Origin of the sequence: Candidatus Bealeia paramacronuclearis (genome assembly GCF_035607555.1) — a bacterium.
GTDB classification, from domain to species: domain Bacteria; phylum Pseudomonadota; class Alphaproteobacteria; order UBA9655; family UBA9655; genus Bealeia; species Bealeia paramacronuclearis.
In genome coordinates this window covers 811,317-825,871 of record NZ_JAVHWZ010000001.1, presented here as the reverse complement: position 1 = coordinate 825,871, position 14,555 = coordinate 811,317, and the positions used below count along the sequence as shown (strand labels likewise).

Annotated in this window: 12 protein-coding genes; 6 read left to right on the top strand and 6 right to left on the bottom strand. The window is 43.2% G+C overall.

Annotated features, from left to right (window positions below; translation table 11 throughout):
- Positions 1–403 precede the first annotated feature (403 nt).
- The 5 genes from pheS to Bealeia2_RS04155 all read left to right on the top strand — a co-directional run bounded on the left by pheS (position 404) and on the right by Bealeia2_RS04155 (position 7,326).
- Positions 404–1,444, top strand: a complete 1,041-nt coding sequence (pheS, locus tag Bealeia2_RS04175) for a phenylalanine--tRNA ligase subunit alpha (RefSeq protein WP_331255856.1) — start codon at positions 404–406, stop codon at positions 1,442–1,444.
- Positions 1,441–3,822 (top strand): phenylalanine--tRNA ligase subunit beta, encoded by a 2,382-nt coding sequence (gene pheT / locus Bealeia2_RS04170; protein WP_331255855.1) that lies wholly within the window; start codon positions 1,441–1,443, stop codon positions 3,820–3,822. Before pheS ends, pheT begins: the two co-directional genes overlap by 4 nt.
- On the top strand, positions 3,819–5,621 hold the full coding sequence (gene lepA, locus Bealeia2_RS04165; protein ID WP_331255854.1) for a translation elongation factor 4: 1,803 nt from the start codon (positions 3,819–3,821) through the stop codon (positions 5,619–5,621). The genes pheT and lepA overlap by 4 nt, the downstream gene beginning before the upstream one ends.
- 98 nt (positions 5,622–5,719) lie before the next feature.
- A complete protein-coding gene (locus Bealeia2_RS04160) occupies positions 5,720–6,301 on the top strand; it encodes a class I SAM-dependent methyltransferase (RefSeq protein ID WP_331255853.1) in 582 nt (193 codons plus the stop codon).
- 56 nt (positions 6,302–6,357) lie between these two features.
- Entirely contained in the window at positions 6,358–7,326 is a 969-nt protein-coding gene (locus tag Bealeia2_RS04155; RefSeq protein ID WP_331255852.1) for a TerC family protein, read from the top strand.
- Positions 7,327–8,061: 735 nt separating this feature from the next.
- Here the strand turns inward: Bealeia2_RS04155 and Bealeia2_RS04150 are convergent.
- The 4 genes from Bealeia2_RS04150 to ykgO all read right to left on the bottom strand — a co-directional run bounded on the left by Bealeia2_RS04150 (position 8,062) and on the right by ykgO (position 11,877).
- Positions 8,062–8,871: an Hsp20/alpha crystallin family protein gene (locus Bealeia2_RS04150; RefSeq protein WP_331255851.1), complete on the bottom strand. Its 810-nt coding sequence runs from the start codon at positions 8,869–8,871 to the stop codon at positions 8,062–8,064.
- A 241-nt stretch (positions 8,872–9,112) separates the two neighbouring features.
- A complete protein-coding gene (locus Bealeia2_RS04145) occupies positions 9,113–11,236 on the bottom strand; it encodes a RelA/SpoT family protein (protein ID WP_331255850.1) in 2,124 nt (707 codons plus the stop codon).
- A 66-nt stretch (positions 11,237–11,302) separates the two neighbouring features.
- Positions 11,303–11,719: a DNA-directed RNA polymerase subunit omega gene (gene rpoZ / locus Bealeia2_RS04140; protein ID WP_331255849.1), complete on the bottom strand. Its 417-nt coding sequence runs from the start codon at positions 11,717–11,719 to the stop codon at positions 11,303–11,305.
- Between the two features lie 32 nt (positions 11,720–11,751).
- The gene (ykgO, locus tag Bealeia2_RS04135) at positions 11,752–11,877 is read right to left on the bottom strand and encodes a type B 50S ribosomal protein L36 (RefSeq protein ID WP_331255848.1); all 126 of its coding nucleotides are present in this window, start codon (positions 11,875–11,877) and stop codon (positions 11,752–11,754) included.
- Between the two features lie 205 nt (positions 11,878–12,082).
- On the opposite strand from ykgO, the gene Bealeia2_RS04130 reads away from it, so the two are divergent.
- A complete protein-coding gene (locus Bealeia2_RS04130) occupies positions 12,083–12,523 on the top strand; it encodes a hypothetical protein (protein WP_331255847.1) in 441 nt (146 codons plus the stop codon).
- Here the strand turns inward: Bealeia2_RS04130 and Bealeia2_RS04125 are convergent.
- Both Bealeia2_RS04125 and Bealeia2_RS04120 read right to left on the bottom strand, forming a co-directional pair.
- On the bottom strand, positions 12,500–13,696 hold the full coding sequence (locus Bealeia2_RS04125; protein ID WP_331255280.1) for an RNA-guided endonuclease InsQ/TnpB family protein: 1,197 nt from the start codon (positions 13,694–13,696) through the stop codon (positions 12,500–12,502). The two genes, Bealeia2_RS04130 and Bealeia2_RS04125, sit on opposite strands and share 24 nt — an antisense overlap.
- Positions 13,680–14,303, bottom strand: coding sequence for an IS607 family transposase (locus Bealeia2_RS04120; RefSeq protein ID WP_331255279.1), 624 nt, complete (start codon positions 14,301–14,303; stop codon positions 13,680–13,682). Before Bealeia2_RS04120 ends, Bealeia2_RS04125 begins: the two co-directional genes overlap by 17 nt.
- Positions 14,304–14,555: the final 252 nt, after the last annotated feature.

Here is a 14,555-nt window from a genome sequence, read left to right as displayed (position 1 = left end):
ACAACAAGGAAATCCTTTCTCAGGATCTTTTTGTTTCCCACACCGTTTTTAAGGAGATCCTGAAATAAATTCAGGAGACAATACATTGTGAGTTAGTGACGGCGAAGAAATATCGTCTTAGGCGTCCAAGTGTTTTTTTCATGAGATAACGTCAATCCAAAAACACATAATCCAATCAGCTTATATTTACCAACTACCACATGCCTCTTCACAAATCAAGTTTTTCAATTTCCCATACATAACAACTAATTGAAATTGAAATTAAAATCGTATTTAATGACATTAATATCCGTTTAACACGCACCCTCGTCATAAAAAAATAATTACCTCTCCCCTCTTGGCGAAGGGGGGGAGATGCGTGCTATAAGACATCTGAGTTAAAGTTTAAGCTTGAAAGAATTCAATGAGTGTACTCCATCAGTTAAAGACAAGTTTTGAAGAGCAAGTTCAAAGGGCCCAAAATTTAAATGATATCGAATCCTTGCGCGTTTCCATTTTGGGAAAAAAGGGCACACTCACCGAGGAAATGAAATCTTTGGGATCTTTATCTCCTGAGGAACGCAAATCTCGAGGAGGCGAGCTCAATACTCTTAAAGATCATATTCTTTCCCTCCTTGAGGAGAAGGAAAGGCATTTTGAGGACAAAGAGCTCAATGAGAAATTGGCGTCTGAGACGATCGATATTTCGCTCCCTCCACGCCCTGAAATGGAAGGGAAAATCCATCCCATTTCTCAAGCCATTGATGAGTGCATTGCTATTTTTGGTGAGATGGGATTCACGCTACGGGAAGGACCCGATATTGAATCTGATTTTCATAATTTCTCTGCACTCAATATTCCGGCCGAACACCCTGCCCGCGCAGAGCAGGATACATTTTATTTGCCCGGACAAGGCCAAGATCCTCTTGTATTAAGAACACACACCTCTCCCGTTCAAATTCGAACGATGCTCAAAGAAAAACCACCGTTGCGCATTATTTGCCCCGGTCGTGTTTACAGATCTGACTATGATGCGACTCACTCGCCAATGTTTCATCAAATTGAGGGGCTCGTCATTGATAAATCTACACACATGGGACATTTGAAAGGTTGCCTTGAGGAATTTTTGAGGCGCTTTTTTGGAGATCCCGATCTTCAAGTTCGCTTTCGCCCAGGATATTTTCCGTTTACAGAGCCTTCTGCAGAAGTTGATGTTTTATGGAAATCAGGCAATGGGGACTCCAAATGGCTTGAAATTTTAGGATGCGGTATGGTTCATCCCAATGTTTTAAAAAATTGCGAAATTGATCCACAAGAGTATCAAGGATTTGCTTTTGGCATGGGTATTGAACGCATTGCGATGCTGAAATATGGCATTGATGATTTGAGGCTCTTTTTTGATTCTGATTTGCGGTGGCTTCAAAATTATGGTTTTGGAAATTACGAAAGGAGCCTAATATCATGAAATTCACGCTGAGTTGGCTCAAAACTTATTTAAAAACAGATGCATCTCTCGAAGAAATTTGCACGACTCTTACGAATTTGGGCCTTGTCGTTGATAAAGTTGAGGACAAGAGTGCTGCTTTAAAACCGTTTAAAGTTGTCAAAATCATTGAGGCGACCCAACATCCCAATGCGGACCGTTTGAAGGTCTGTCGCATTGAAACGGGAGAGGGAGAGGTTCAAGTCGTTTGTGGGGGCGCCAATGCCCGAACAGGAATCAAAGCGGTTTTGGCCAGACCGGGGGACAAAATTCCCTCTTCAGGTCAAGCCTTGAAACTCGGTGAAATTCGTGGGGTTCAAAGTCAAGGAATGCTATGCTCCTTAGAAGAACTCCTTTTGGCGGAGACCAGTGAAGGCATTATCGAGGCCCCGGAAGACGCTGCTGTGGGCGCCGTTTACGCAGAAGTTTTAGGACTCAATGATCCCTTTATTGAAATTGAAATCACCCCCAATCGGGGAGATTGTTTGGGCGTTTATGGTGTTGCCAGAGATTTGGCTGCAACGGGGATTGGCCAACTCACTCCCCCTCCCTCTCCTACCCTTTCTCTTCATGATCAAACATCGATTCAAACAATTCTGGAAGATCCTGAAAGTTGCCCTTATTTTACAACGCGCCTTATTTCCGATGTAAACAACTCAGGGCAAAGCCCTGAGTGGATGTTAAGACGTCTTCAATCCATTGGCGCCAAAGTCATCTCGCCTTTGGTCGATGTCACCAATTTCATGGCCTTTGATCAAGGACGCCCTTTGCACGTGTTTGATGCGGACAAAATCAAAGGAAATTTGAGAATCGGGCTTTCTCAAGGAGGTGAATCCTTCGAAGCGCTGGACGGAAATACGTACACACTTGAAGACGGAATGATTATTATTTCTGACGACTCTGGAATTATCTCTTTGGGCGGAATTATGGGAGGCGCCTCAACAGCTGTGGGTTCGACTACAACAAATGTCCTTCTTGAGTCGGCTTATTTTGATCCTGTTCGCATTGCCATGGCGGGGCGAAAATTAGGGATTCATTCTGATGCCCGTTATCGGCTTGAACGCGGTGTCGATCCTCAAACCGCCCTCCCCGGATTGGATTATGCCACCCAAATGATTCTTGAGATTTCTGGAGGAAAAGCCTCCCAAGCATATGTTGCAGGACACAATCCAAGAGTCCCCAAAGTCATTACATTTGAACCCAAACGCACGGCCACATTAGGGGGGCTTGCGGTTGATAAATCTGAATCTCAAAACATTTTAAAAGCCTTGGGATACGGCATTGAAAGTTGCGACGGTCTCTTCCACGCCACCCCGCCCTCTTGGCGATTTGATGTGGAAATTGAGGCTGATCTTGTGGAAGACATCCTTCGCGTCAAAGGTTACGATCACATTTCAAGCGTTCCCTTTTCCTCCGATCGCACACACTTTCCGCTTTCGGCCTCCCAAGCCCGGAGCTTTGAAGTGCGCAGTTTGCTCGCAGGACGAGGACTTACTGAACTCATCACCTGGTCGTTTATTTCAGAACCACTTTCAAAACTTTTTGGAGGTGGATTATCTGATCTTACGCTTACCAATCCGATCAGTGAAGAAATGAAAGTGATGCGCCCAAGCATTCTTCCGAATTTACTCGAAGCCGCGTCTAAAAACATCACTCGCGGTCAAGCCCAAGGGGCCTATTTTGAAGTGGGGCCTCAATACCAAAACGCTACGGATAAAGGACAGGATCTCATGGCTTCAGGCCTTCGTTATGGTACGGTGTCCTCCTCCAATTGGAGCACACGGGCAAATCCACTAGATCTTTTTCATACCAAGGCCGACGCCATGGCTGTTCTTAAGTCCATGGGGGTTAATGTTGGAAACATTCAATGCACACGGGAGACACCCGCTTGGTACCATCCCGGACGCAGTGGCGTCTTCAAGCAAGGCCCCAATGTGCTTGCGTATTTTGGAGAAATCCATCCCAAAATCTTGAAGAAATTTGATCTCAAAGGTCCTGTCGTTGCTTTTGAAATTTTTGTGAAAGCTGTACCTTTGCCCAAATCAAAAACCAAAAAGCAAAAACTGACCCTTTCCCCCTATCAAATGGTCGAACGAGATTTTGCATTTATTATTTCTCAAGATACGCCCGCTGATAGTTTACGATTGCTGGCGCAAAAGGCTGATCCAGCGCTTGTTCAAGAGGTTGTGATTTTCGATCACTTTGCGGACCCAAAATTGGGCGAGGGAAAAGTCTCCTTGGGCCTTCGGGTAAAATTACAAGCCCCCGATCGGACCTTGACGGATGAGGAAATCAATGTCATTTCAAAACGACTGATTGACTCTATTCACGCCAAAACCGGGGGTACCTTACGGCAATGACCGACCTTTCCCATATTCGCAACTTTTCGATCATCGCCCACATTGACCATGGAAAATCGACCCTTGCCGATCGATTAATCCAACTCTGCGGCGGGCTTTCCGATCGTGAAATGGAAGATCAAGTTCTCGATTCCATGGATATTGAGCGCGAGCGGGGCATTACCATCAAAGCTCAAACAGTACGTCTCACTTACAAGGCGAAAAATGGAGAAACGTACCAACTTAATTTGATGGATACACCTGGTCACGTCGACTTTGCCTATGAAGTAAGCCGCTCCTTAGCGGCTTGCGAAGGTTCTCTTTTGGTTGTGGATGCCAGTCAAGGTGTTGAGGCCCAAACGCTCGCCAATGTCTATCAAGCGATCGATAATAATCACGAGATCATCCCTATTTTAAATAAAGTCGATTTGCCCGCGGCCGAACCAGAACGCGTCAAAACACAAATTGAAGATGTGATCGGGTTGGATGCTAGTGATGCGGTCATGATCTCGGCCAAAACGGGACTTGGTGTACCCGATGTTCTTGAAGCCATTGTCACACGACTTCCGGCACCAAAAGGCGACAAAACTGCGCCCTTAAAAGCCCTTCTTGTCGATAGCTGGTATGACGCCTATTTGGGCGTGATTATCTTGGTGCGCATTATTGATGGGGAAATGAAACCAGGGATGCGCATTAAAATGATGGCCAAAGGCGCCGTCTATCCTGTCGATCAGGTGGGAATTTTTACGCCCAAACGCATCAAATTAGATAAATTGTCTCCTGGAGAAGTAGGTTATTTCACAGCCGGTATTAAGGCTGTGAGCGATTGCAATGTGGGCGATACGATCACAGAAGAGAAACGCTCCACAGCCGAACCTCTCCCCGGATTTAAACCCAGCATTCCTGTGGTCTTCTGCGGACTTTTTCCGGCAGACGCTGCCGAATTCGAACAACTCCGCGAAAGTCTTTCAAAGCTTCGCTTGAATGATGCCAGTTTCCAATTCGAGCCAGAAAGCTCTGCCGCGTTAGGATTTGGATTCCGCTGTGGATTTTTAGGACTTCTGCACCTTGAGATTATTCAAGAGCGTCTTGAGCGCGAATTCAATCTCGACCTTGTGACAACGGCTCCGAGCGTTGTCTATAAAATTCACATGACCAATGGCGATATTATCGAACTCCACAATCCTGCAGACATGCCCGATCCCGTGAAAATCGATTATATCGAAGAACCTTGGATTAAAGCGACCATCATGGTCCCTGATGAATATTTAGGCCCAGTTCTCACGCTTTGCACAGATCGCCGCGGTGTTCAACTTGATCTCACCTATGTGGGCAATCGCGCCATGGCCGTCTATCGCCTTCCTCTCAATGAAATTGTTTTTGATTTTTATGATCGCTTGAAATCCATCAGCCGCGGTTATGCAAGCTTTGACTATCATATGGATGGATACGAGGAAGGCCAATTGGTCAAACTCTCCATCATGGTGAATGCCGAACCCGTCGATGCTCTGGCAATGATTGTACATAAAACCCATGCCGAAGGACGCGGTCGTGCTCTTTGTGCAAAACTTAAAGAACTCATCCCACGGCAACTTTTCAAAATTGCCATTCAAGCGGCTATTGGTGGAAAAGTTATTGCGCGGGAGACAGTCTCTGCGCTGAGGAAAGACGTAACCGCCAAATGTTATGGTGGTGACATTAGTCGAAAACGCAAACTTCTTGATAAGCAAAAGGCTGGTAAAAAACGCATGCGTCAAGTTGGAAACGTGGAAATCCCACAATCTGCTTTCTTAGCGGCATTGAAGATGACGGATGATTAATGAAGCTTTTCCCTACTTCTAAGGTTTGTCAATTATTCTCTCTTGATCTTCGCCGCCAAGAAAGACATAAATAGCGCTCAAAATGATGAGGGACAGAAATGTCAGGACAATTTACAGTACCTTTTGGTGAAGTGTTTTTATTTTTAAAACGGTGGGCCAAAAACCCACTGCAATTAGGCTCAATTGCACCGAGCTCTAAAGCCTTGTCGTCGTTTCTTGCCAGAAACGCAGTGATGAATGAGGGCGACTACATTATTGAAATTGGGGGAGGCACCGGCGCTATTTCTCGCGCAATTTTAAATTCGGGCGTTCCTGAAACTCGCCTTATTGTGGTGGAATTGGATGCTGAACTTGCGAAATTCTTGAGGAAATCCCTACCCTTTGGTGTCAAGGTCATTCAAGGAAATGCCGAACACTTAGATAAAATTCTTCCTCCCGCTTGCTTAGGGCATATTTCAACAATTATTTCTGCTTTGCCCATGCGGAATATCCCTGACTCCGTCCAAAAAAACATCGTCGAGGCGTGCTTTAAAGCCATGGGAGGCAAGGGCAGTATCCTTCAATATACCTACGCGCTGACATCTCCTTTGAAGCACCAAGATCTTCATTTGGAATACAAAAAGCTAGGTCTTATTCTTCAAAATATACCACCGGCCACCGTCTGGAAATACTGGAGGTAGAATTACCCTTCATAATCAGTTATTATTAAAAAAACAAAAAGTAACTGAGGCCTCTTTTGGAGAATATCACAACTGATCTAACAACCATTTTTCCGTGGGCGATTTTTTTTGTTATTATTGCCGCCTTAATTATCTTCGATCTTAAGGGAATGCATAGGCACGACCACGAAGTTAGCGTTAAGGAAAGCCTTCTTCTTACAGGATTTTATATTACTTTTGCGCTGATTTTTGGTGTTTGGATTTATATCCAACAAGGACCTGACCCTGCCCAAGATTATTATGTGGCCTACCTTGTTGAAAAATCATTATCAGTTGATAATATTTTTGTATTCTCACTTATTTTTCAATCTCTTCACATTCCCAAACGTTATCAACACCGCGTTTTATTTTATGGAATTCTGGGTGTTATTTTTCTTCGTGGAATCATGCTCGCTTTTGGAATTGCCATTGTGACCCAGTTTGAATGGGTGCTTTATATCTTTGGACTTTTCCTGATGATCACAGGAATGCAAACACTTAAGTCAAAAAAATCAAAGGGTTCTCTTGATGGCAACAAATTTGTAAATTGGATCAGCCAAAAACTGAGATTAACCAAAAAATTGCATGGGAATTATTTTTTCGTCAAAGTCGCAAATGAGACGCACGTAGGACAAAAGATCTGGCACGCCACCCCCCTCTTTTTAAGTCTTCTTATCATTGAGTTTGCCGACATTATCTTTGCAGTCGACAGCATCCCTGCCGTTTTGGCCATTACGCAGGAGCCTTACGTTGTTTATACCTCGAACATTTTTGCGATTATGGGGTTGCGTGCCCTTTATTTTGCTTGGGCGGCCATCATGCCACGATTTGCCTATTTGAAATACGCCTTAGGCCTTATCCTCGTTTTTATTGGAGGAAAAATCTTTTATGCCGAACTCTATGGCAAAGTCCCGGCAAGCCTCTCTTTGGGTGTCACGTTAATTCTTCTTTTGGGAGGAATTGGTTTTTCAGTTTGGAAAACCAATCCGTCTCACAAAAAAAATTAACATCAGGGCCACCTCATGAAAAACAGAAAACATCACGCTCCCGAATCATCATGCTGAATTATTTTACTGCACCGCCGTTCCGGTCAGCATCTCAAAAAGTTAAAAAAATTCCATATTTGTTTTTAAGACCATAACTCCAACGAGACACTTAACCAAAGATATACTCCTTTAACTTGAAGATACCTTATTGAGGATTTGAAAATTTTATCATTAATGCGGTCTATAGTCTTTCCTCTATGAATAGATATAGCCAAAGCGATATAAAATGATTACAAATGATTGAAATTGGTGGCACAAAATCAAATCCATCCTCCGCCCCATCGTCCAGCAAAATCCAGAAAACATTCATCAACTCCTTGATAAACTCCTCAGCCAATCTCTATTAATGTAACGGAGAAGTGCCATAAAAGGAAATAATTATACGGTGGAGGAGGTCCCTTATTATGAGTGAGCTAAGTTGAAAAACGATCTGCAAAAACATTCAGTATTTGAATGAGAAAATTCGCCTTCTTTTGAAAAATGAAAGCGCTATAGAGGGGGTGAGAGAATTGGATGACACAAAAAAACCGTCATTGCGAGACCGCCTCAAGACCTTGTGTCTGAGGCGTGCAGCACTCCAGAGCTTTGTGTGCCTGATTTTCAGGTAGCTCTGGATTGCCACACCCTCTTTTTTCAAAGTTTTCAGCTATTAGCTGCTACTTCTGAAAAAAGGGCTCGCAGTGATGGGTGCCTAAGCTAAGCGACTTTAATTTGACGAATGGTGTCCGTCACAGCTTTTGTCTTTGGCAATACGATTTTGACAATGCCATCTTTCACAGTGGCTTTAATTGCAGAAACGTCCACAACGCCAGGAAGAGGTACTGAAATAAATCCAGAACTCGTTCCGTGTGTGTGTGTATGCATGACTCCTGCCGCATGCGCACGGATTCTGATTTCAGAGCCCACCACTGTCACGCTTGTGTTTTTACTCTCAGCACCAGGCGCCCAGCATTCAACAATGAACTCGTGATCATTATCAATGCAATTGAGAGATGTCGTTGAAGTTCCATAATTTGTGGGAGAAACCCCAGAGAATGCACTATTAAGGCCTTGCACGAAAGGATTTTGAACTCCAGCACATCCCCATTGTGAGGCGAGCGCATTAAAAGCATAGGCAATACCCGCTTGGACTCCGGCATGCAATGTGGAATTTAAAACGGAAGGTGAGCTTCCGAAATTTCCCAAAAATGGATTTCCAAAAGCACTTTGATTCAATCCTGAATTAAGGCCACAGAGGGAAGCCACATCTTGAACAGTGGATTGAAGCGGGCTTACACCATATCCAAAAGGTGAAGTTCCCAATGTGTTGAGTGGCGAACCCACAGTGTTTTGACCGTAAATGCCTGAGCCTAACGGATTGAAACCATTCAAACCGTTTATGTTCCCTAAAGTGTTGGCAGAGAGATTTGCAAAACGGCAAAGATCTTGAGCCAGATTCCACAAAGGTGTGGTTGAGCTGTAAGTTGTACCAGTTGTTCCTTGCGGAAAATTGATTGTATTCAGCATACTATTCCCTTTCTTGAGATGAGTTTTATAATTGAGGGCGATTAATTTAAAATATTTCTCCTCAACACAAGGGCATTTTATAAATCAATTTCGTTAATATATATTTAAATTTATATAAAATTATAGACGTTAATTTGGCGCGAGAATACTACCATTTCCATTCAACAACGTTTCATGATTTAAATTCTTCTTTTTTTATCATCTTGCTGTATTGAGAATGAGGGAAAAATAAACGAAAAAATTACTTCCGCTCCACTTCAACCACACGAGAGAGCATGCGGAGCGAAGCGATAATATCAGACAAATGCTCGGTATCTTTGACATCAAGATCAATGGTGAAATCATAAAAATCAGAGCTTCGATTGTTAATTTTAATATTTATAATATTGGCTTCGTGCCGGGCAATCACGCCCGTAATGGCCGCAATTGATCCGGGTTGATGCATAACCACCAATTCAATCCGCGCGATATGATCGTCTTCTTTGTTTTTCTTGGCGTTCCACGTAACATCAATCCAGCGATCAGGTGAAACCTTAAGGCGTGCCAGAGTTTTACAGTCTGTTGTATGAATGGTGACGCCTTTTCCAGTAGTGACAATCCCCACAATTTGATCCCCAGGAACGGGATGACAACACCTTGCAAAATGAACGGCCATGCCTGGAATGAGTCCCGAAAGCGCCAAGGCATCATCGGCAGGTTTCTTCTTTCTTTTTGGTTGATCTTCTTTTTTGGGTTTGTCTGAAACGTGGGCTGGATACAACGTCCTGATTAGCTCGTTCGTTGTTTTAACCCCCTCCCCAATAGCGGCATAAAGATCGTCCAGTGTATGAAAATCAAAGAGTTTGATTCCCGGCTCCAGATCCTTATCTGAATAGGGAATATGCTCATGCTTAAACGCTTTTTGAATGAGGGATTTTCCAAGATCTATAAACTGGTGACGTTTTTGCTGGCGAATATAACGCCTGATCGAAGCCCGTGCTTTTCCTGTGACAACAAAGCGCTCCCATGTGGGCGAAGGCTCTTGATTTTTGGAGGTCATGATTTCAACCTGATCTCTGTTTTCCAAGGCAGTTCGCAAGGGCATAATGCGACCATTAATTTTGGCGCCCGTGCAATGATCCCCTACACCCGAGTGCACCGCATACGCAAAATCAATAGGGGTAGCCCCCTTGGGCAGTGTAATAAGATCGCCTTTTGGTGAAAAACAAAAAACCTGATCTTGGAACATTTCCAATTTTGTGTGTTCAAGAAAATCTTCAGGATCTTCAGCGTTTTCGAGAATATCCAAAAGCCCTCGTAACCAGCGATATTGGTGCCCATCATGAACAGCCCCTTGTTTATATTCCCAATGCGCGGCAACCCCATATTCTGCAATTTCATCCATCAACTTGGTACGGATTTGGATTTCAATGCGATTTTGGCTCGGCCCAATAACAGCCGTATGAATGGATTGGTAATTATTTTCTTTGGATGTGCTGATATAGTCTTTAAATCGACCAGGGAGAACGGGATAAGTCCCGTGAACAATCCCGAGAGCCTGATAACATTGAGCCTCGGTCTCAACGATAATTCGAAAGGCAATGATGTCTGAAAGTTGTTCAAATGTGATATTTTTTTGCTGCATCTTGCGCCAAATGGAGCAAGGCGTTTTCTCCCTCCCCATCACAAGTGCATGAAGACCATGTTCTTGAAGCACTTCCCGCAATTCATCAATAATGGGTTTGACAAGGTTTCCCCCTTGTTCTCTTAAAAAATTTAGTCGGGAGACGATGGATTCCCGGGCCTCGGGATGAAGTTGGACAAAGGCAAGATCTTCAAGCTCATCTTTAACCTCATGCATACCAATACGCTCAGCCAAAGGCATATAAATATCCATGGTTTCACGTGCAATGCGTTTACGTTTTTCTTCGGCAGGCACGTAATGAAGAGTTCGCATATTATGCAAACGATCGGCAAGTTTGATCAAAAGAACGCGAATATCTGAAGACATCGCAACTACCAATTTACGGAAGTTTTCGGCTTGCTTACTTTGATCAGACTGAAGTTCTAACTGGGACAGCTTCGTGACGCCATTAACCAAAAAGGCGATTTCTTTTCCAAAATGCTTTTCGATATCTTCAATGGTTGCTAAAGTATCTTCAACGGTATCATGAAGAAGTGCTGTGACAATGGTGGCGACATCCAATTTGAGCCCCACAAGAATGCCAGCCACTTCTAAAGGATGACTAAAATAAGGATCACCTGAGGCTCGCACTTGATTTCCATGCGCCTTCATCGAATAGACGTAAGCACGATTAAGAAGATCTTCGTCCGCATCGGGATCATAAGCGCGAACGGCTTCAACAAGTTCAAATTGACGTATCATTAAAAAACCCCCGCAATCAATTAAGGCGAGGGTTTTCTAAAAACAAGCAAGACAGAGTGGAGCGATTTATTCGTCACTCTCCAAAATAACCTCTGTTGTGATGTCTGCATCAATTTCTTCCTCTAACTCATCATCGCTGATTTCAGAGCCGAGGGCAAGCTCAGTTTCTTTAATATTTGAAGAGGAAAACTGACCTTTTAAGGTTTCTTCTTCATTCAGAAATTCCATGAGCTCATCATCGGAAGGCATGTCACCTTCAACATAGTGTTGAAGACCTTTAATGAGGCTTTCTTCAAGCTCTTCCGGATGGACATTTCCGGCGGCAATTTCCCGAAGCGCCACAATCGGATTTTTGTCATTATCTCTGGAGACCGTCAAAGGAGAACCTGCAGCAATTTGACGTGCGCGTTGCCCTGCAGCCAAAACCAGATCAAAACGATTTGGAATTTTTAAAATGCAATCTTCAACCGTAACCCGAGCCATCTCATACCCCTTTTAAAAGAAAAATAGAATGATTAACCTTGACGCGCTTTATAGCGTGGGTTGGTTTTATTAATCACGTAAACGCGACCTTTTCTGCGGATAACGCGGCAGTTCTTGTCACGATTCTTGATTGACTTAAGTGAGTTTACAACTTTCATGATTTCGCTCTCTTGAATAAATTTTACCTAGATGTAGGTGACTTTGACATCAAATGTCAAGCAATTCTTTGTAAATCTGGATATAGAAAATTTTACAGCCATTTTATTAAAAAATTAATTAATTCTGAATTATAATTTAATCATAAGCAATAAATTTAATTTCACGTTGATGAATTCATAACCTCAATCATTGGAGGTAAATATTATGCCCACATTGACTTCTATTTTTGCAGTAGGTGCCACTTTACTGGCAGGAATTTTTCACCCCAGCAGTGAGGGAATTCAAGATGCGATGAGAAAAGCCTCAGAAACAACATCTCTGACGGATCTCAGCGGACATTCCATAAGCAGCGGTGAGGGCGGATTTTCGCTGGCTTCTTTTCAAAATCCAAAAACCGGGGTAGGCTCAGCATTTAAAGGTTTTGCACCATCCCTCGCCAAAACCGCGCCCCAACACAATATAGGGCCAGAACATTCTCTCAAAGGAAGCCCCCGTCCTGAAGTGAGGGGCGACATTAACCTCTTTCAAGATAAAGTAGCCACTCAAGACAATCAATCACTTGGCGCAACCTCCACATCCGCTCTTACAAACTTATCCAAACCTAACCATATTTTACTAAAGTTACGCATGGTGTTGTATTCCTGATTCAACGCAGGTAGTTTCACTTATTTGACGAGCAAATGAGCCAGAGCTTCCCACTCCACAGGCATAAGTTTCGGGCGAGCTGCCCGTACATAAACGTTGTAAATTAAGGGCTGCATTCACATCTCTGTCATGAGATTGGTTGCAATGTGGACACGTCCAATGTCTCTCCGACAACTTTAAATCCGCATAAACACATCCGCAGCTATGGCAGAGCTTGCTTGACGGAAAGAACCGATCAGCAACAAAAATTTGAGCATTATAGAGACCTGCCTTATATTCCAATTGACGCCTGAATTCATAAAAAGACTGATCTAAAATATGTCGAGCTAATTTTCTGTTCGCTGACATACCTTTGACATTTAGGTTTTCAATGCCAATTTCATGATGATTCAGGACAATATCGGTTGTTGCCTTATGGAGATAATCACGTCTGATATTAGCGATTCGGGCGTGAAGACGTGCCAGTTTTTGAGTATGCTTTTTAAAATTCATACTCTTTTTATCTTTACGAGATAGCTGTCGAGAAGATCGTTTTAACTTCTTCAGCAAAGCGGTATGTGCCTTTGCTCCCTCAACAACCATGCCATTGGATAAAGTTGCCAGTTTTGTAATACCCAAATCCACACCCACAATACCTTGGTTCTTGCGTACATGAGGCAGTTTGTCTATTTCAACACTGATGGATGCAAACCATCGGTCTGCAACTCTTGAGATCGTCAAGGATTTTATTTGTCCTTGAAATCTCAAATTCTCTGTTATTTTGACCCATCCCAAACAAGGAATTTGAATCTTTTTACCTGTCACACGAATGGCAGACTCTCCTTTTTGGGGCGGACCATTGTCCGCTCTAAAGCTATCCCTGATTCCTTTCTTTTTAAACTTGGGATATCCTCCCTGTTTGCGGAAAAAGCGGTTAAAAGCTGATCCTAAATTTTTGATGGCTTGTTGAGGGGCATTTTTAGTGACCTCTTGCATCCAAGGATATTCTTCCGCCTTACAAGCATTGAGAAGTTTACGCAGGCTTATTTCTGTAGGCTTCTCACCATTCTGGTATTGTTTCTTCCATTGATCTAAAGCCCAATTATAAGCAAAGCGTGCAACACCGCAGGCTTTTCTAAAATAAGTCGCCTGCTTATTATTTGGCTTCAATTCTACTTTATGAACTAACAGCATCGTAGGCTTCTTTCAGACCTTCCAATAATTTCTTGTTCTTTTTACTTCTCGCACCATACAATCTGGCCGAAAAAACAGTGATAATTTCCAACACATCTTTGGCGAGTTCCTCTTCAAAAGAGGGTTCTTTCCCTTGATTGATAATCACAACTTCTACCTGATTCATCTCACAAATGGAAAAGATTAATTCTGCTCCAAATCTTAACAGCCTGTCTTTATGGGTTAAAACCAATCGACCTGCTTCTCTGTCTAAAATGGCACTAATCAGGATCTTCAGACCCTTTTTGTTGTAATTCATACCACTGCCAAGATCCGCAATGGTCTCAAACTTCCAACCTTGAGCTGCACAATACATCTCAAGGACTTGTTTTTGTCTTTCCAAATCCTGCCGTTGATCGTGACTGGAAACACGAGCATAGCAAAGCGTTTTTCTATCTATCTTTTCAGTGCGAACAAGATGAGGGCGCAAGGCAGATAAAGGATAACGTCTTTGTCCTCCCGCTGTTCTTTCGGGAACAAGGCGACTCTCTTTTTCCCATCGCCTTAATGTGCCATTTGACACTCCAAGAATACGACTGGCTTCTCTGATACTCAATAACTTATCCATAATTGGATAACTATATACAAGTTTAGATAGGTTTTAAAGAGCAGTTATTAACCCCCATTTTACACTCAAAAGGAAATTTAAGCGCTCAAAACTCGATATCCTCTTCGGATCAGGCTTCTCAAAGTAGTGAAGGCGCTTTCGAACAGGGCTCTTCCTCTCTGGACACCAGCGTTCTTTATCCGACAGATTTTCACAAATCAATTTCACCCCATGCTTTTGGGGAGGCAGAAAAAACAACACAATGGATTGAAA